This is a genomic window from Pseudoalteromonas sp. Ld19 (genome assembly GCF_045064135.1).
In the GTDB taxonomy this organism is placed as follows: domain Bacteria; phylum Pseudomonadota; class Gammaproteobacteria; order Enterobacterales; family Alteromonadaceae; genus Pseudoalteromonas; species Pseudoalteromonas aliena.
Genome location: NZ_JBISHA010000021.1, coordinates 370,604 through 388,651 on the forward strand (window position 1 = coordinate 370,604; position 18,048 = coordinate 388,651).

Annotated in this window: 16 protein-coding genes; 4 read left to right on the forward strand and 12 right to left on the reverse strand. The window is 39.1% G+C overall.

Annotation, left to right across the window (positions count from 1 at the left end):
* Positions 1–53: 53 nt before the first annotated feature.
* Positions 54–503, reverse strand: a complete 450-nt coding sequence (locus ACJJVZ_RS13540; RefSeq protein WP_077538324.1) for an isoprenylcysteine carboxylmethyltransferase family protein — start codon at positions 501–503, stop codon at positions 54–56.
* Positions 504–847: 344 nt separating this feature from the next.
* Between ACJJVZ_RS13540 and ACJJVZ_RS13545 the strand changes: the two genes are divergently transcribed.
* Complete coding sequence (locus ACJJVZ_RS13545; RefSeq protein WP_405601211.1) at positions 848–2,503, forward strand: response regulator; 1,656 nt, start codon at positions 848–850, stop codon at positions 2,501–2,503.
* Positions 2,504–2,508: 5 nt separating this feature from the next.
* Here the strand turns inward: ACJJVZ_RS13545 and msrB are convergent, their stop codons facing one another.
* The 8 genes from msrB to ACJJVZ_RS13585 all read right to left on the reverse strand — a co-directional run bounded on the left by msrB (position 2,509) and on the right by ACJJVZ_RS13585 (position 11,479).
* A complete protein-coding gene (gene msrB / locus ACJJVZ_RS13550; protein WP_182701382.1) occupies positions 2,509–2,949 on the reverse strand; it encodes a peptide-methionine (R)-S-oxide reductase MsrB in 441 nt (146 codons plus the stop codon).
* A gap of 93 nt (positions 2,950–3,042) precedes the next feature.
* The gene (locus ACJJVZ_RS13555) at positions 3,043–3,483 is read right to left on the reverse strand and encodes a hypothetical protein (RefSeq protein ID WP_405601215.1); all 441 of its coding nucleotides are present in this window, start codon (positions 3,481–3,483) and stop codon (positions 3,043–3,045) included.
* Positions 3,484–3,491: 8 nt separating this feature from the next.
* On the reverse strand, positions 3,492–4,004 hold the full coding sequence (locus tag ACJJVZ_RS13560; protein WP_405601217.1) for a DUF2919 domain-containing protein: 513 nt from the start codon (positions 4,002–4,004) through the stop codon (positions 3,492–3,494).
* Positions 4,001–4,345, reverse strand: coding sequence for a DUF3392 family protein (locus ACJJVZ_RS13565; protein ID WP_138585825.1), 345 nt, complete (start codon positions 4,343–4,345; stop codon positions 4,001–4,003). Before ACJJVZ_RS13565 ends, ACJJVZ_RS13560 begins: the two co-directional genes overlap by 4 nt.
* Complete coding sequence (ligA, locus tag ACJJVZ_RS13570; RefSeq protein WP_405601220.1) at positions 4,338–6,356, reverse strand: NAD-dependent DNA ligase LigA; 2,019 nt, start codon at positions 6,354–6,356, stop codon at positions 4,338–4,340. Before ligA ends, ACJJVZ_RS13565 begins: the two co-directional genes overlap by 8 nt.
* A gap of 80 nt (positions 6,357–6,436) precedes the next feature.
* A complete protein-coding gene (zipA, locus tag ACJJVZ_RS13575) occupies positions 6,437–7,204 on the reverse strand; it encodes a cell division protein ZipA (RefSeq protein WP_405601222.1) in 768 nt (255 codons plus the stop codon).
* Positions 7,205–7,278: 74 nt separating this feature from the next.
* Positions 7,279–10,680: a chromosome segregation SMC family protein gene (locus ACJJVZ_RS13580; protein WP_405601224.1), complete on the reverse strand. Its 3,402-nt coding sequence runs from the start codon at positions 10,678–10,680 to the stop codon at positions 7,279–7,281.
* Positions 10,681–10,747: 67 nt separating this feature from the next.
* Positions 10,748–11,479, reverse strand: coding sequence for an RNA methyltransferase (locus ACJJVZ_RS13585; RefSeq protein WP_405601228.1), 732 nt, complete (start codon positions 11,477–11,479; stop codon positions 10,748–10,750).
* A gap of 220 nt (positions 11,480–11,699) precedes the next feature.
* Between ACJJVZ_RS13585 and ACJJVZ_RS13590 the strand changes: the two genes are divergently transcribed.
* The 3 genes from ACJJVZ_RS13590 (at position 11,700) to ACJJVZ_RS13600 (ending at position 14,379) form a co-directional block, all read left to right on the forward strand.
* Positions 11,700–12,800 carry a YjgN family protein gene (locus ACJJVZ_RS13590; RefSeq protein ID WP_405601230.1) on the forward strand — a complete coding sequence of 367 codons (1,101 nt, stop codon included), beginning with the start codon at positions 11,700–11,702 and terminating at the stop codon, positions 12,798–12,800.
* 9 nt (positions 12,801–12,809) lie between these two features.
* On the forward strand, positions 12,810–13,832 hold the full coding sequence (locus ACJJVZ_RS13595; protein ID WP_138585820.1) for a M48 family metallopeptidase: 1,023 nt from the start codon (positions 12,810–12,812) through the stop codon (positions 13,830–13,832).
* A gap of 181 nt (positions 13,833–14,013) precedes the next feature.
* On the forward strand, positions 14,014–14,379 hold the full coding sequence (locus ACJJVZ_RS13600; RefSeq protein WP_405601545.1) for a DoxX-like family protein: 366 nt from the start codon (positions 14,014–14,016) through the stop codon (positions 14,377–14,379).
* Positions 14,380–14,433: 54 nt separating this feature from the next.
* Here the strand turns inward: ACJJVZ_RS13600 and speB are convergent, their stop codons facing one another.
* The 3 genes from speB to ACJJVZ_RS13615 form a co-directional block, all read right to left on the reverse strand.
* Positions 14,434–15,357, reverse strand: coding sequence for an agmatinase (gene speB / locus ACJJVZ_RS13605; RefSeq protein WP_007583987.1), 924 nt, complete (start codon positions 15,355–15,357; stop codon positions 14,434–14,436).
* Positions 15,358–15,360: 3 nt separating this feature from the next.
* Positions 15,361–17,274 (reverse strand): biosynthetic arginine decarboxylase, encoded by a 1,914-nt coding sequence (gene speA / locus ACJJVZ_RS13610; protein ID WP_405601232.1) that lies wholly within the window; start codon positions 17,272–17,274, stop codon positions 15,361–15,363.
* A gap of 311 nt (positions 17,275–17,585) precedes the next feature.
* The gene (locus tag ACJJVZ_RS13615; protein WP_405601234.1) at positions 17,586–17,984 is read right to left on the reverse strand and encodes a hypothetical protein; all 399 of its coding nucleotides are present in this window, start codon (positions 17,982–17,984) and stop codon (positions 17,586–17,588) included.
* Between the last annotated feature and the right edge of the window lie 64 nt (positions 17,985–18,048).

Here is an 18,048-nt window from a genome sequence, read left to right on the forward strand (position 1 = left end):
GGCTATCATCGATAGCCTTTTTTATTTGTCAGGTTTTAAGTGACTGGTATTGATTACAACCAGCGTTTTACACGCGCTTTATAGGCGGTAAACTCTTCGCCAAATAATTTAGTGAGCGCGCGTTCCTCTGGAATTATTTGAAAAAGCGTTAAATACGCAATAAATCCAACAATACAAAGCATTGCCCACAACGAGCCTAACCAAATACCCCACCCCGTTAAAATAAATGCAAAACCCACATACATTGGATTACGAGAGATTTTATAAATACCGCTCGTAATAAGTTTTGACGCTTGTTCAGGTTTATTAGGGTTTACTGTGGTGCTTGCTATTTTAAAACTCGCAACACCCGCGATACAAAACGCACACCCAATAATGACCAAACTTGCCGCTAAGTAGGTAATAAATGCGGTGAAATCAATAACACTGTAATGCGCAATAAGCGCCATTATGCCTGCAAAAAACAGCACAACAATAACGGGTGGGATTTTATTATTTAACATAGCAACTCACTGTATTGACAAAAGTATGTTTATTATATGGTGGCTATGCAGCCATTAAACAATATCTTAAGTGTATAAATGATGAACGCTAATTAGCTAAAAGAAATTCAGCAACACCTTAACTTAACTGGTGCAGAACTCCACGTATTGGTTATCGCTTAAGTCGCTTTTAAATTAACTTAGTCTCAATAAAACAACACACTACACATCACTCATCTAATTTTCTTTTTTACTGCCATATAAATGTATTAGTTAAAATTAAGCACCTAATAAATACAGCTATTCCTTGTAAGCAGTTAAACTGTTGATTATAGTCAGTGTTAAATGTAATAACGCTTAAGCCAATGCCAACTAAGATCTATTCAAAAGCCAAAATACTTATAGTTGAAGAGCAGCCGCTTGCTCAAAGCTATATGAAACAGTCGTTAGAAAGACTTGGCTTTCAACAATTGCGCTTTGCCGATCATGCAAAATCAGCAAAAGAGCAATGCTTAAGTGAAGAGTTTGATCTAATTGTTTGCTCGTTCAATTTAAGTAAACAACAAGATGGCTATCAGCTTTATGAAGAGCTTAGGGTAAAACGCTTAATAAAAAACTCGACTGGATTCATTTTTATTTCTGCAGAAACAACTGGCTCACTGGTGCATAGTGTACTTGAGTTGCAACCCGATGACTTTTTAGTAAAACCATTTACAGTACAAGAATTAAAAGTACGAATAGAGCGTGTTTTAAAGCGCAAACACGATTTACAAACTATTTATACTTTAATCGATGATGGTAACGATCCAAAAGCAATTACATATATAGATACTATTTTAAATAAAGAAAATAATAGCTACAGCCCTATTTTATTACGATTAAAAGGGGATGCACTGCTTCGCTTAAACAGTAAACAAGAAGCTAAAGATTTTTTTAAATCAGTACTTAATATTCAAAAGTTTGCTTGGGCGAAAGTTGGTTTAGTCGAGGCGCTTATAGCTAATAATGAGCACATTCTTGCCCAGCGTATGCTCAAAACTATGTTGGAGCGGCAAGAAACACGTTTAGTCGCTTTAGACTTGTTAGGTCAATTAGAAATAAAACTTAATCAATTCGAATTAGCACAAGAGTTTTTAAGTCAAGCCGTTAAAATTGCTCCGCGTAACATTTCGCGCCAAAAATCGTTAAGTAATGTGTCGTTAATTAATCACGATTACGAAACCAATTATTTAACTCAAAAAGATATAGCAAGCTACGCAAAATACTCTATACACGACCACCCTAGTATCTATCTCAATGCAGCACGTGCAGGCATTGATTTTGCTCTAACAACGGATCAAACGGACCAAATACAACGAATTTCTAGGCAAACAAATCAATATATCAATGACTTAAAAAAGCTATTTCCTAATAGCAGTAATCAAGCTCAAATTGATGTGCTTAATGCCCGATTGCATTATTTAAAAGATGAGCATCAAAAAGCAAAAAAACTCATCGAGCAACTTGATGATGACGACGTTATTATTGGCTCAGTTGATAGTGCGCTTGATAAAGCAAAGGCATTTCATGAGTTAGGTTTTCACCAAAAAGCCCAAACACTTTTCACCCAAATAATTAATCATTGTGAGCAACACCCTAATCAAGAAGATATCACTTATTTACGGTACATCCAACAACAACAAAGTGAACGCCGTGATATAAGAATAGGGCCAAAAGAGCTAAACAATCATGCGGTTAATCAATTTAATAGAGGGCAGTTAAATACTGCTTTAGAGGCGTTTACGCAGGCATTTAGAGTCATGCCCCGCAATCCCAGCATTGCACTTAATTTATTACAATGCTTACTTGATTCAAATAAACAACTGGGCCGATCATTTAACCTTGAGCTTGCAAAAAAATGCTACGCCCTGCTTAGTAAAACTCAGCTACCAGCAGAGCAGATGCAGCGTTTAGATAAAATTTCGGATATTGCAAAAGAAATGAAATTAGAACTTGAAACAGACACTAAATCACAAAAGTAACAACGTTAAAGCTTTTTCATTGATGCTGCATTTACGCAGTATCGCAAACCTGTAGGCAATGGGCCATCAGGAAAAATATGCCCCAAATGTGCATCACACACGTTGCAAACAACTTCAATTCGCTCCATGCCATGGCTTATATCACTCACATAACCAATCGCTTCAATTGTGGCGGGTTGTGTAAACGAAGGCCAGCCCGTACCACTGTCAAATTTTTCGTCAGCATCAAAAAGTAGATTATCGCAACAAACACACGCGTATTTACCTGGCTCTAACAATGTGCAACTAGCTGAGCTATGCGGACGCTCTGTGCCTTTATTACGTGTTACGTAGTACGCATTCTCTGATAATTGCTCACGCCACTGAGCGTCCGTTTTAATCACTTTTTTACTTGGTGTAGGATTGCCGTTATTGGCAAAGTTAATAACATCATTCCACTTCAACATAATGACCTCATTGAATCGTTAATTAGCGGTACTTTTTAAATTTATAAAAAAATATCGTTAAGTATTACGTTATTGATTAGAGTGGAGATCAGCCTAATCAAAGGTAATGGTTTGCTTTTCTGAATCGGTAAGTATTCGTTTAATAAAACTATCTAACTGTGCTTTTTTTGCAGGTAGACTTACGCACAATTGGCGTTCGTTGTTGCTGTAGATCGTCAGCTCATCGTCTTTGCTGGTTATGCGTTCGATGCTTTTAATAACCAACCAGTTGGGGCCGTGTTTTTTATCAAAAAATCCCATCAAACTAAAGAGTAATAAATGTTGCGCATCTCGTTGGATAAAATGCTCTAAACGGTTTCTCGATTTAAAAAGCGGTGTGAGCCTATAAATACTTGAACAAAAAATAAACACCCATAAACCAAATAGTACTTTAAACCACATAAACTCTAAAAGCTCAGTGCTAATCGTTAAAATAATAAGCACTAATCCTATTAGCGAAATCGTTATCGCTATTGTTTTATTTACAGCGTCCACAACCAGTCCTATTTAAGTAACTTTTTCTCTTCGGCTGCTTTTTCTGTTGGCTCAGGCCAATCGTTAAAAAAAACGGTTAAATAACGGCTCTTAACTAAATACCACAGCACCCATAAAACAATCATCATTTGTACTGCTAAAAATAATGAAAATCGATAATGACTATGTGCGGCTTGAATACTTAACCATGTTAAATCAACAACAGCACATAAAATAAGAGGCCAGCGCATATGCTGCCAAATTTTGGCGAACCTGTCGCTCGCACTGTGTGAGTCTCGCGGCCGCCGTAAACAAAATAAAATAGTCGGTATTATTGCAATACTACCAATCGTTATTGCGATAAAAAAATCATTTTTATTTTTAAAAAATAACGACATTAAATCCAGTTCAGGCCTGCGGCTTAAAGCCGCAATAACCCAAATGAAATAGCCGCGTAAGAGCACCAGCAAACTCAAATGAAATGCAATAGGAGTACGGTAACTCCCATACTTATCCCAGTATTCGGGTCCATATCGGCTCATAGTTGATTCTTTTTATCTGCAATCGTACCAAGAATAAAAAATGCAACGATGAGTGTCGCAGTCAGCCATTTTTTTCCAAAGAATAACAACCCTTTGGCTATTAAAGGGCTTAACCATACAACGATAAAACCAAAGCCAAAAGCGGTAATTAATACAAAGCACAAAACTCTAATCACAAAGTTATACCTGGTAACTGTGCTTTTTGTTAACTTGATCACGTCATTGGCATATAACGACACTAAACACACTGTTAATAACATTGCGATATTATTTACGTAACCAAGCAGCCATTGCCCTGTGTCTAGTTGTAGTGTGTTCAAAAAATGTAAAATACTATCCATTATATTTTTCCAAAAGCGTTATTAAATCATCTTCCGTTAGAATTTCTATCCCTAAATCTTGTGCTTTAGTTAATTTAGAGCCTGCTTTTTCGCCAGCGACTAACGCATCCGTTTTAGCCGAAACACTACCTGACACCTTAGCGCCAAGTTGTTGCAAACGTGCTTTTGCATCATTACGGTTAAGTGTATTAAGCGTGCCAGTAAGGACGTATGTAAGCCCTGCAAGTGGCTGTTCGTCTTCAGACGGCGCACTTAGTGCAGGCCAATTTACACCTTGCTCTATAAGTGCGTTTACTACCGCTAAATTATGCTCTTCATCAAAAAAACCACGCACATGCGCTGCGACGATTTCACCTACATCACTTACTTGCGTTAGATTGTCAATGCTGGCATTTATTATATTTTCAAGGGTTAAAAAGTGATTAGCCAAATTTTGTGCTGTCGCCTCGCCCGCTTCACGAATACCCAGAGAATATAAAAACTTAGCAAGCGTGGTTCCTTTAGCCTCTTCAAGTGCTGTTACTAAATTTTTTGCTGACTTGGGCCCCATACGCTCAAGCGATTCAAAGTGGCCTTGCTTTAAAATAAATAAATCGGCAGGTGTTTTTATAAGTTCTCTATCTACCAGCTGATCAACAATTTTATCGCCAAGACCATCTATATCTAGTGCTTTTCGTGATGCAAAATGCTTAATCGCTTGCTTACGCTGTGCAGGACAAACAAGTCCACCCGTACAACGGGCTACAGCTTCGCCTTCAACCTTTTCAACATGCGAATCGCAAATTGGACAAGTCACTGGAAACTCAATATCTCTCGCGTCATCAGGGCGGTTTTCAAGCACCACTTGCGTTATTTGTGGGATTACATCTCCAGCACGGCGAATAATAACTGTATCACCTACTTTCACGCCTAAACGCGCAATTTCATCACTGTTATGCAATGTTGCATTTGATACGGTTACACCGCCGACAAAAACAGGCTCTAAACGTGCAACGGGCGTAATTGCCCCTGTGCGCCCGACTTGAAAATCAACATCAAGTAATTGAGTTATTTCCTCTTGCGCCGGAAACTTATACGCAATAGCCCAACGCGGAGCACGCGCTACAAAACCTAATCGCTCTTGTAAGGCCTTTTGATTTATTTTTATTACTACGCCATCTATTTCATATTTAAGCTCACCACGGCGCGTTAAAATATCGCTATAATACGCAAGCGCGGCATTTGGACCTTCCACTAATTTTGTTTCTGGGCACAAAGGTAGTCCCCAATCAGTCAGTTTTTCTAATTGCTGATAATGATCCTCAGGAATGCTGCCATCAGCAACAAGCCCTGTGCTGTAGGCATAAAACATGAGCGGGCGTTTAGCGGTAATTTTAGAATCGAGCTGACGTAAACTACCAGCAGCTGCATTACGTGGGTTAACAAATACTTTTTCACCGCGTTTTTGCGCTTCAGTATTCAATTTATCAAAGCCAGCGCTGTCCATAAATACTTCACCGCGCACTTCAAGCTCTTTTGGGTAATCGCCACGTAACTTAAGTGGTACATTACGAATGGTTTTAACATTTTGAGTAATGTTTTCGCCAGTAAAACCATCGCCTCGGGTCGCGGCCTGCACCAGCACACCATCGCGATAAATAATTGAAACAGCCAAACCATCAAGTTTTGGCTCACAACAAAAAGTAAGCTCATCAGCGCTCATTAAACGCTCTTTTATACGGCGATTGAACGCAATAAACTCTTCTTCACTAAAGGCGTTATCAAGCGATAACATAGGTACTTGGTGCGCGACTTGCTCAAATTTACTCAGTGCTGCACCGCCTACTTTTTGTGTGGGCGAGTCGGCGGTTAAAAATTCTGGATGCTCGGTTTCCAATGCACTTAGTTCGCGTAACAACCTATCATACTCAGAATCAGGAATACTGGGGGTGTCGAGCACATAATAATTGTAATTGTGTTGCTCTAAAATAGTACGAAGATGATTAACTTGCTCACTAATGCTGCTAGACATTTAAACCTCAATAAACATAAAAAAAGCCACTTTGATGAGTCATCATCCAGTGGCTTACAAAAATATAATATATGCGCTATTTACGCTGAAAAAGAACGAACCTGTTCAACATACTGCCTGATGCGCTCTACGGTCATTTCTTCACGTTCTGCATCTAAAATTTGCGCACCAAACTCATCCGCTAACTTTTTAGCTGCACTGTGCAACATATTAAATGCCGCTAAGCCATCACCGTCGCACGGCAATGTCATAAATAAGCTAACCCCTGCGGTACTAAACTGTTCCATATTATCAATATCAAACGTACCTGGGTTGTACATATTTACTAATCTAAATAACACAGGGCCTTGTCCTGCGGGATCGAGATGGCGATTAAAAAAGCCTTCCTCTGAGTATTTAAACCCTAACGTGTTAACGGCTGGCAATAATTTACTGCCCTGTATGCTAAGCCCTTCTGGCATTTGAATATGCACAATAACAAAGTCAGACATTTGAGCTGACGATTCTTCATCGCTTTGCTCTTTTGTTTCTAGGTCATCGACTATTTCTAGGTCATCTTCAATTGGCACTTCTGGCACGCTTGTATCAATTTGCGGCTCATCTGCAGCAAAGTTAAGCTCACCAAATTGAGGTTCGTCACGTTCTTCTATCACAGGCTCCTTTGGCTCAGCCTCAGGACGAGAAGTATGCGATGACGCTGGTGCACTTTGTTGTAATGGTTCAACCCGTTCGTTATTTGACGCTTCAGGGCGATCTTTTTTTCTGACCGACCACAAACCATGCACTAACAAACCACCAATGACAATTACACTGATAACGATTAAAACCCATCTTAATTGTTCGGCCATCCCCTCACCTTTTATTATTTGATATGCCTAAAACCTGTATATTAATTAAAAACCAATACACGTGTTATAAAAATTTATGCATGTGCAAGTTGCACAGCTTGTTCTATATCTACAGCAACCATCCGCGATACGCCAGGTTCTGCCATAGTTACACCCGTTAATCTACCTGCCATTTCCATCGCAATTTTATTATGACTAATATAAATAAACTGCACCGATTGTGACATTTCTTCAACCAAACGGCAAAAACGAACAACGTTAGCATCATCTAATGGTGCATCTACTTCGTCCAGCATACAAAATGGCGCTGGATTGAGCCTGAATATAGAAAACACTAATGATAATGCGGTCAGCGCTTTTTCTCCACCACTTAACAAATGAATTGTTGAATTTTTCTTACCTGGTGGTCGTGCCATTATACTAACACCACTTTCGAGTAAATCATCACTGGTTAATGTTAAATACGCACTGCCACCACCAAAAACTTTAGGAAATAGTTCAGCAAAATCGTCATTAACCTGATCAAAGGTCTCTTTAAAGCGCGTTTTGGTCTCTCTATCAATTTTACCAATAGCACCTTCAAGCGTGCTTAACGCTTTTGTTAAATCATCTAATTGATTATCAAGATAATCACTTCGCGCTTTAGCTAAATCGAACTCTTCTATTGCCGCTAAATTTACCGCACCTAATTTATCCAACTGATTAGTAAATCCGGTTAACTGATTTTGTGCAGCGCTTAAACTTAGCGAGTCTGGTAACTCATCAAGTATCGCTTTTAAGCTTTGTTTTAATTCTTCTAATGGCTCAAGCGCCACTTGTGCTTTTATCAATAAACTTTGCTCTTCAATCGCTAACTTTTGATGCTGCTGTTGTAAGCCCACCAGCTCACCTTGTGAATTTTTAAGGCTCGCTTGCTTGGTGTTTAAACTTTCCTTCGCTTGAGCCAGTTCTTTTTGCAGTGATACAAAAACCCACTCACCTTTTTGATGCTGCGCCAAAAGCAGGGCTATTTTATCACTCAATTCTTGCTCTGGGATCAGCAGCTCTTCTATTTCATTAAGTAGTTCTTGTGCGCCTTCAGAAGCACTAACGTGCTCTTGCTCTGCATGGCTCAATTTAGTTTGACTCAATTGCCATTCACTGCGCGATTTTTGCAGGGCAAGCGTTGTATTGTGTGCTTGCGTTTTATATTGCTCGAGCATGTTTAATGCTTGGCTATAATTTTTATCGCTTTGTGAACGTAGGCTATTTGCAGCGTCTACCTCATTTTTTAAATTGAGTTGCTGCTCATTTAATACTTCATGTAGTTTGTTTTGCTCGCCAAGCACAGTATTTAATTGCAAAAGCTGAGTTATTAATTGCTGCTTTTGCTGCTGTAACTTTTCTAACTGTTGCAGATGCTGCGCTACTTGCTGTTTAAGCATGTCAGTGCGCGTACTGGCGACGGCACTATTTTGCGCAAGCTCATGTATGGCTTCTTTTAGCTCACTTTGCTCGTTAATTAATTGCGCTTGCTTGAGTGTATATTTATCAAGAGTGAGCGTGACGTGATGTAGCTCGTCCTCGACATCAATTAACTGCTGAGTTTTATCTTGTAACTGCTTATGCTTTAAAAGCAATGAGTTGTCAGCATTACGATCGGCACTTACATGCCAATTACGACCATGTAACGCACCGTTTTTATCCATAACGGCTGTATAAAAACCATCATTTAATATTGTTAAATCACCGTTTTCGTTATAAGCAATACGCGTTAAATGCTCTGGATACACGCCGCTTGTTATAAATACCGCTAAGCTATTTGTTGGCATGTGATCATCATGACTTGCCCACACGCTGTTACTAGTTTGCTGCTCGCTTACATTTAAATGCTCTAGCGACTTAAGTGCTTGCTCTATTAAAGGTTCAAAGCCTTCTTTGACGCTTAGCTGGTTAAACAATCCATTAGTACGCTCAGTTTCTTCATCGAGTCCGAGTGTACTTTTAAGCCCTGTTATACTTGCTTTTAACTCGTTTGCTTTTTGAGTGAGCAAAGAGTGCTGCTTTTGTGTATCGTTAACATGTGTGTTTTGTAATTCAAGTTTAGCGCTGCACTGTGTATGCGCAGTTTGTTTTGCGGCAAGCTGTTGAGTTAATATTTGCCTTTGCTGTATTTGCTGCGTTAATTGTTGCTCTACATCACTACTTTGTAGCTCGCTAAGCTGATCCTTTAGCTGATTAATTTGCTCGTTAACGTGGCTTATTTGCTGTTGAGTTTGTTTGATATGACCACTATGCAGTTGCGCATTAGTATTAAGCTGCTGCTGTTGCTCACTCAAAGCTTGCCAATGAGTACTGTACTGCTGCTTAAGTGCTAATAACTCTTTAAGCTCAAGCGTTAACTCGTTAACTTGCTCTTCGCACATTAAGGCATTTTCACTTGCCTCTTGCAGGGTTTCATTTAGTTGCTCGCACACAATTTGCTGCTGCACTTTAACTTCAAGGCTATGTGTTTGGCGTTGCTGTAATTTAATTAAATTTTGCTTAAGCGTTTGAGTTTGTTGTTTTACGTTTATTTGTTGTTGCTCAGCGCGAGTAAGCTCGGTGTGTATTACATGTTGTTGATGCTGGGCATCGCTTAATTTATCTTGCTGGGTTTGTACTTGCCCTTCTAAGCTTGCAAGTACATCGTCATGCCCTGAATGAGCTGTTTCAAAAAACAAAATTTGATCATTAAGTTTATTAATTAGGGCGCTTTTTTCAAGTTGCAGCTGGTGTAACTTTTGCCATTTTAAAACCGCTATTTGCCCTTTTAATGTACGTTCTTGCGCTTTTAACTCGCGGTATTTTTTTGCATCAACCGACTGCACAGCCAATTTATCTAACTGACTTTGCAGCTCTTTTCGCACATCTAACAGACGTTCAAGATTTTCGCGGGTGCTTTTAATACGAGTTTGTGTTTCGCGGCGGCGCTCTTTGTATTTTGATACACCGGCAGCTTCTTCTAAAAATACGCGTAATTCTTGTGGTTTACTTTCTATTAAACGCGAGATCATACCTTGTTCAATAATCGCGTAACTACGCGGACCAAGGCCAGTACCTAAAAATATATCGGTAATATCACGTTTACGACATTTACTGCCATTTAAAAAGTACAGTGACTCTCCATCACGCGTTACTAAACGCTTAATAGCTATTTGGTTTCGATCGGCAAATGTATTTGAAGAACTACCACTATGGTTATCAAAAACCAGCTCTACAGAGGCTTGCGATATGGCTTTACGATTAGTGGAACCATTAAAAATAACGTCGGTCATGGCATCGCCACGCAGGTTTTTAGCAGAGCTTTCACCAAGCACCCATCGCACTGCATCAATAACGTTTGATTTGCCACAGCCATTAGGGCCTACAACACACGTCATTTGATCAGGAAATGGAATTTTAGTGGGCTCTACAAACGATTTAAAGCCCGCTAATTTAATAGTGCTTAAGCGCATCTTCTTGTTATTACCAATTATTATTGTTATTGATTACAAACAATTTAACTCATAAACAGTTAAATTGTTAAGCTTGTCGTTTAAAATTATCTAAAATAATACCGGTTGCCATTGCAACATTAAGCGATTCTGCACCACCAAAAGCGGGGATGGTGATTTTATTGGTTACTAACTTTGTACATGCCTCACGTATACCATGCGACTCACTGCCCATTAGCAAAACGCCTGAGCCAGTAAATTGGGTTTTATGTACACTTTGGCCATCTAAAAAAGCACCGTAAACAGGTAAATTTAAAGACTTTAGGTAATCAGGTAAATCAACTTGGCTTACCGATACCCTTACAAACGAGCCCATTGTGGCGCTAATTGTTTTTGGGTTATAAGCGTCAGCACTGTCTATGCTAGTTACTATATGTTTAATACCGTACCAGTCTGCCACTCTTATTATTGTGCCTAAATTACCAGGGTCTGATACGCCATCAAGCGCGAGTATTAAGCCATTTGCGTGTGGTAAAGCCGCCGTTGGCATATCAACAATAGCAATGGCTGCATTATTGCTAACTAGCGTGCTGGCTTTGGTGAGGACTTCTTCATCCGCTTCAATAAAATTAGCGTGCTGATACTTACCTTGATACGCGTTTATAAATTCGTTTGTAGCAAAAATATTAACCACATTTAATGGGCTGTTTAATAACTCAAGTACGTTTTTTTCACCCTGCACAAGGTATTGATTATATTGCTTTCGGTACTTTTTTTGGCCAAGTTGGCGGATAAGTTTGAGTTGGTTTTTTGAAATCATAACAGCCCCATAAAATTGTCCGCCCAGTATAACAGATTTAGCTATAACATCTGAACTCGAAAAATAGCAAGGAAGGTCAATTTATACTTTTTTTATTACCCGATCAGAACTCGTGGATAACTAAAATTAAGATCTGCTGAACTGTTGACGTAATTATAAACATTGAATTTTTCACTAAAAACAGGTAAATTAACAAAAAAATCATGGAGATAGACTTTAAATGGAATCAATACACCCAACCCCTCCCGAATCTAATGAGACAATAAGCCAACCTGCAACGCCAATTTTTAGCGGCAAAGTACAATTTAGTGGTAAAGGCGCTGAGTTTTTTGGTATTTGGATTGTAAATATTTTACTTAGCGTTATAACACTCGGCATATACTCTGCTTGGGCAAAAGTGCGCACGTACCGTTATTTTTATGGTCATACCCGCATAGATGGTCATAGTTTTGATTACCTAGCAACGCCAATACAAATTTTAAAGGGCCGGATTTTAGCGGTTATTGTGTTTTTTATTTACACCTTTACCACCAGCTTTTTACCAATCGTCGGCTTTCTGTTTGCCATTGGTTTTCTATTTTTAATGCCGTGGATCATAAATCAAGGTCTACGTTTCAATATGCGTATGACACGCCATCGTAACGTCCGCTTTACATTTAAAGGCGATTACGGCGAAGCGTTTGTTAACTTTATACTCTTACCTACCGCCAGTGTATTTACGCTTTATTTATTGATGCCTTATGTTATAAAACGTATCGATAGCTATATCCATAGCAACATTAGTTATGGTGACAAACCGCTTAATGTTATTTTAAAAGGCGAAACCTATTACCTGACAGCGCTCATTTGTTTTGTGGTTAGCTCAATCACTATGGTGCTCTTTATGGGTATTTTAGGGTTATTTGGGTTCGGTTTAATGGACATAGAAAATCAGCAGAATTCGGCAGTAATGGTTATACTTCCTATCATTATGATGATTGCCTATGTACTAATGATAGCCATAGTCACCGCCGTATGGACAGCCGCTATTCGTAATCATATTTTTGATAATAGCCAGTTTGAAAATGTTGCAACATTTAACTCAGAGTTAAAACCAATTCCATTTGCTATTTTACTACTCACTAATATGTTAGCTATTGTATTTTCACTAGGGCTAGCTTACCCGTGGGCAAAAGTACGTACATCAAAAATGCTTGCTAATGTAACAACGGTAACTATTTACCCTGGGGCATTAAACTTAATTGATACACAACAAGAGCAGCAGTCGTCATTCGCTGAAGAAGCTGCAAACGTATTTGATATTGACCTTTCTCTAACTTAAGAGCTCACCATGCATGTAAAGGGACATTTTTTCCCCAAAGCATCGAGTAATTATCAAGTGTGTGTTGCAACTATTAGCGACACACACATTGAGATTATTCACGATGAACACGTTATCGCTCGCCATACAATCTCAAGTCTTAATTTAAGCTCGGGGATGGCAGGACTTGCCGATGAACTAAACTTTGAAGATGGCAGTCGTTTTATTCCTCTTGATGTAAGTTACAGATGGCCATTTAAAGAAAATAACCATCACATAATGGAACGCCTTGAAAAAAGTAAATGGGCAGTTTTAGCCGCTGTTATTTTTACGCCTTTATTTATGTGGTTAGTGCTTTATAAAGCCGTGCCAGCCATTGCGGTTTACAGCGTAGATACGCTACCACACAATGTTATTAACCAAATGGGCGAACAAAGCTTTACGGTTATCAAAAAACTGGCACTCGATCCAAGTGAACTACCTATTGAGCAACAAGCGAAAGTACAAGCACATTTTAAAAGTATGCTTAATGCGTTATCGCTTGATCAATCGGTTTATAGGTTATCGTTTTATAAATCAGACAGCTTTGGTGCTAACGCATTTGCGCTGCCCCATGGGCGTATAGTCGTTACTGATGAGTTGGCAAATTTACTTGCCGATAAACCCAATGCCCTAAAAGCGGTATTACTACACGAAATGGGCCATGTAGTCCACCAGCACAGCGTACGTATTACAGCGCAATCTGCCGCAAGTACGATTGTGTTAGCGGTTGTATTTGGTGATTTAGAGGGTGTTGCAGAAATTGCCCTTGGTACCGGTGCATCGTTTGCTCAGCAAGGGTTTTCACGAGATATGGAGCGTGAGGCCGACAGCTTTGCACTCACCCAATTAGAATCGCTAGGGTATTCGAGTAATGACTTTGCTGATGCAATAGAAGCGCTACAAAAAAGCCATACCAGTGAAAACGAACACCTAGAAAAAGTGAATAACTTATTAGAGTACTTATCTAGCCACCCAAGTGCACAAGAGCGTATTGACAATGCTAGGAAATAATCACGGTTACATTCAACTTGCTCGCTACATAGTGAGTTTAAGTTGGATATACTAATTCAATTAACTATGGGGGCTATTTTAACGTTAAATAAATCATTTAGTAACTAGGCAAAAAACTTTGTGTTTAGTGGTTCTAAATAAAAGTTTTTTAACGACGTTAGCAATTGATTTAGAACGTTAAATTGTTCAAATAGTTATTTGGGTTAGTATCATTCACGGTTTTTTTCCAAAGCTTTACCACGTAGCGCCACTTGAAAAGTTAATGACGGGCAGTGCTGGTTTTTCAGCCGAAGTGTCTGACTTAATTACACGTTCGGCGGGTGTTGGCGAAATTATATTTGGACTGTGTTTATTTGTGTTTTATAAACATAAGCACCTAGTCACTTTAAATATATTAGCGCTTATTGGGCTTTTACTCGCTGTAGTTGTTATGCAGCCACAATTACTGATTGAAGCATTTAACCCTGTAACCACCAACTTGCCGCTTATTGCGTTAAGCTTTATTTGGTTAAAGGAAATTAAGCTGCAGAATAATCGATACCTCTAACTAAAAAAGGGTATGCGAGCGCATACCCTTTTTTGTAGTATTTAATTTGTAAAGTTAGTACTTATTTTTATGCGTCCACAAATGCAATAATTCGCTCGCAATGGTTGCTGCGGCAATAGCGGTAAGCTCACTTTGGTCGTACGACGGGGATACTTCAACCACATCCATACCTACCATGTTTATGCCTTTTAGCGCACGCAGTACTTTAAGTACTTTATCTGACGTTAAACCACCGCACACAGGAGTGCCTGTACCAGGCGCAAACGCAGGGTCTAAACAATCTATATCAAACGTTAAGTAAACAGGTAGGTCACCTACTCGTTCAAGTATTTGCGCTGCAATATCATTTGCATGTAAATCGTTGGCTTGCATTGCATCAATCACAGCAAACTCATGTTTGCTTTGATCAAAGTCGGTACGAATACCTATTTGGATACTGTGCTCAACATCTATAAGCCCTTCCATTGGTGCATGATAAAACATAGTGCCATGATCAAATCGCGAGCCATTGCTGTAGGTATCGGTGTGCGCATCAAAATGCACTAACGCCATTTTGCCATGTATTTTTGCATGTGCACGTAATAGCGGAAGCGTCACAAAGTGATCCCCCCCTAAACCTAATAGCGTTTTACCTTGACGAAGTATTTGCTCAGCAGCCATTTCTAATTGCGCAGTAAAATACTCAGGGTCGCCAACAGGGTAAGTAAAGTCCCCTGCATCGGCCACTTTTAAGCGCTCAAACAACGGAAACGTCCACGGGTATTTAGTGTCTTCCCATGCTAAATGAACCGATGCACGACGAATTGCATCAGGGCCTAAGCGTGCACCTGGGCGACCCGATGTTGCTAAGTCAAACGGTAAGCCTAAAACCACTACGTCTGCATCAATTGCATTAATGTTTTGCACCATAGGACGACGTAAAAACGTCATCCCATTTGAGTACAATGAGTGATCTGCGTGACCAAACAAAGTTGACATTGCTTATAACTCTTCTAAATAAGTGTAGCCGTCTAGGCCGCTTTGCAACTCGTCTAAAACGCTTTGCTGTTCATTTTTTTCTATCTTTGCAGACACTAACTGTTCGTATGATTGCTGAAAACTTTCAACATCTAAATGTACATAGCGCATCATATCGGCAACAGTGTCACCTTGGTTTATTTCGGTAATACTTGCAACGCCTTGCTCATCCATATTAACAATGGCGCTGTGCGTATCGCCAAACAAGTTATGCATATCACCTAAAATTTCTTGATAAGCACCCACCAAGAAAAAGCCCATTAAATAAGGTTTGTCAGCACTAAACTCTGGTACAGGTAATGTGCTTTCAATACCTTGTCCATCTACGTAATGCTCAAGTGCACCGTCTGAGTCACAGGTTATATCAAGTAATACAGCACGTTTTTTTGGTGCTTCAGTTAAGCCACTTAATGGCAGTACCGGAAACACTTGATCAATGCCCCATGCGTCTGGAAGCGATTGAAATAACGAGAAGTTTACAAAAAACTTATCGGCTAAACGTACGTTTAACTCGTCAATAATAGGACGATGAAAACGGTTTTTATTATCCATGTGCTTGTTAAGTTCATAACAAATACGAATATTAATTTGCTCAGCCCATGCACGTTGCGATAAATCAAGTAAACCGAGTGCAAATTGGTTATGCGCTTCAGCTAAATCACCTTGGCTGTCGTGATAAATCTCAATTAATGCACGGTCATCCGTTAAATCAGTTAACTGTACAAACGATGCCCACATGTTTTTTAATAACAGGGGTGCATCTGCTGCTGGCGCTACTAACTCTTCTGGCGTGTAACTTTCAGTACCAATAACATTAGAAATAAGCACAGCATGATGCGCCGTAAGCGCACGACCTGACTCAGAAATAATAGTCGGCATTGGTTGCTCATATTGCTTACATGTATCACCAATGGTGTACACAATGTTATTTGCGTACTCAGCTAAGCTGTAATTCATAGAGTTATGCGATTGGCTACGTGTGCCGTCGTAATCAACAGCTAAGCCACCACCTACATCAAGGCAATCAATTTCTGCGCCTAATTTGCGTAACTCACAGTAAAAACGCGCAGCTTCGCTTACACCTAAACGTACGTCACGAATGTTCGCCATTTGCGACCCTAAGTGAAAATGTACTAGCTGGAGTAAATTAAGCTGGTTTGCGTCTTTTAAACGATTAACTACATGCAAAACTTGCGATGCAGATAAACCAAATTTTGATTTTTCACCGCCACTCGCTTGCCATTTACCTTTACCTTGCGACGCTAAACGTACGCGAATACCAATGCGTGGTTTTACGTTAAGCTCTTTTGCTTGGCTAAGTACCATGTCTAGCTCAGAGAGCTTTTCAAGTACGATATATACTTTATGACCTAGCTTTTCGCCAATCAGTGCTAAACGCACGTATTCTTTGTCTTTGTAGCCATTACATACAATAACGGCGCTGGTTTTTTCAGCCAATGCTAATACAGTTAGCAGTTCAGGCTTGCTGCCTGCTTCTAAACCAAGTTGCTTTTTTTCTACTTGTGCTTGGCTTGCTACTATTTCTTCAACCACTTCACGTTGTTGATTTACTTTTATTGGATAAACTAATAAGTAGTCTTTAGGGTAACCATAGTTTTCAATCGCAGTATTAAATGCGGCGCATAAGCTGTGTACACGATGGTGTAAAATCTGCGGAAAACGAACTAAAGCAGGTAAGCTTAAACCTTTATCTTGTAGTTGCTTTGCGATATCTGTTAATGCAATGGTTTGCTCTGGGGCATGAGCCTTGGGCGCCACATACACATCACCTTGATCATTAATACCAAAAAAACCTTGGCTCCAATGACGAACATTGTAGCTCGTACGAGCTTGTTCTAGTGATGTTGTTTCTTTCATTTATCTTTCTCTTTTATTTGATGAATGCCAATAGTGAGTATCGGCTGATTGCGCGCATTAAAAGAAAAATAGGGATTTAAGTCCAACAAGTATTTTTACTCGTAACGAGTAATTTTTAATATTAAAAAAACAATCAATAGAGTTCAGCTCGCTAGCACAGATAAAATAAGGTGTAGATAACTATTCGAGATGAAAAAAAATTACTAGAGGAGTCATTTTAAATACAGTCGACGGTGCATTTTATTAGTAAAAATGACCCCCCCTATTAAATAAAACGGATCTGGAGTTACTTTGGTGATAGGAGATGCTTTTTATTTAACTATTATTGGCTTTTTATCTATCTCAGTCATATTTTCAACCGCAGATAAACCATATCCACCAAACAATAATCGCGTAGTCATTAATCTTAACTTGTATGTGTTGCCTGTTATAGTTAATTTATGTGGGCTAATTTTCCAGAGTTTTTTATAGTCATTTCCACTTACATAAAAGCGCTTACTATTATCAGCTAAAGTAACCACTTTATTTCTTAAAATAACAGTTTCAAAAAAGTGTCTAAAACATGGATTTATATCAATAAAAACAAATACAATTTCACCTTCAACACATTTTTTCTGATGGGATTTTGGGAGTCTATAAATTAAAAACGAAAAAAATAGGAGGCTAACTACTGTAAGTATAAAAATAACCACAAGGTATAAAATATTCATCTTTTATTCCATCAAAATATGAGTGTTGGGTTGGTAATCAATGTTGAACTTTGAGCTTATGACT

Excerpts from the sequence above, each read along its gene's own strand:
- ACJJVZ_RS13595 (WP_138585820.1), top strand. The coding sequence starts at position 12,810 with ATGCATGTAAAGGGACATTTTTTCCCCAAAGCATCGAGTAATTATCAA.
- ligA (WP_405601220.1), bottom strand. The coding sequence starts at position 6,356 with ATGTCTAGCAGCATTAGTGAGCAAGTTAATCATCTTCGTACTATTTTA.
- ACJJVZ_RS13615 (WP_405601234.1), bottom strand. The coding sequence starts at position 17,984 with ATGAATATTTTATACCTTGTGGTTATTTTTATACTTACAGTAGTTAGC.
- ACJJVZ_RS13545 (WP_405601211.1), top strand. The coding sequence starts at position 848 with ATGCCAACTAAGATCTATTCAAAAGCCAAAATACTTATAGTTGAAGAG.
- ACJJVZ_RS13560 (WP_405601217.1), bottom strand. The coding sequence starts at position 4,004 with ATGAGCCGATATGGACCCGAATACTGGGATAAGTATGGGAGTTACCGT.
- msrB (WP_182701382.1), bottom strand. The coding sequence starts at position 2,949 with ATGTTGAAGTGGAATGATGTTATTAACTTTGCCAATAACGGCAATCCT.
- ACJJVZ_RS13540 (WP_077538324.1), bottom strand. The coding sequence starts at position 503 with ATGTTAAATAATAAAATCCCACCCGTTATTGTTGTGCTGTTTTTTGCA.
- ACJJVZ_RS13590 (WP_405601230.1), top strand. The coding sequence starts at position 11,700 with ATGGAATCAATACACCCAACCCCTCCCGAATCTAATGAGACAATAAGC.
- speA (WP_405601232.1), bottom strand. The coding sequence starts at position 17,274 with ATGAAAGAAACAACATCACTAGAACAAGCTCGTACGAGCTACAATGTT.
- zipA (WP_405601222.1), bottom strand. The coding sequence starts at position 7,204 with ATGGCCGAACAATTAAGATGGGTTTTAATCGTTATCAGTGTAATTGTC.
- ACJJVZ_RS13585 (WP_405601228.1), bottom strand. The coding sequence starts at position 11,479 with ATGATTTCAAAAAACCAACTCAAACTTATCCGCCAACTTGGCCAAAAA.
- speB (WP_007583987.1), bottom strand. The coding sequence starts at position 15,357 with ATGTCAACTTTGTTTGGTCACGCAGATCACTCATTGTACTCAAATGGG.
- ACJJVZ_RS13580 (WP_405601224.1), bottom strand. The coding sequence starts at position 10,680 with ATGCGCTTAAGCACTATTAAATTAGCGGGCTTTAAATCGTTTGTAGAG.
- ACJJVZ_RS13565 (WP_138585825.1), bottom strand. The coding sequence starts at position 4,345 with ATGGATAGTATTTTACATTTTTTGAACACACTACAACTAGACACAGGG.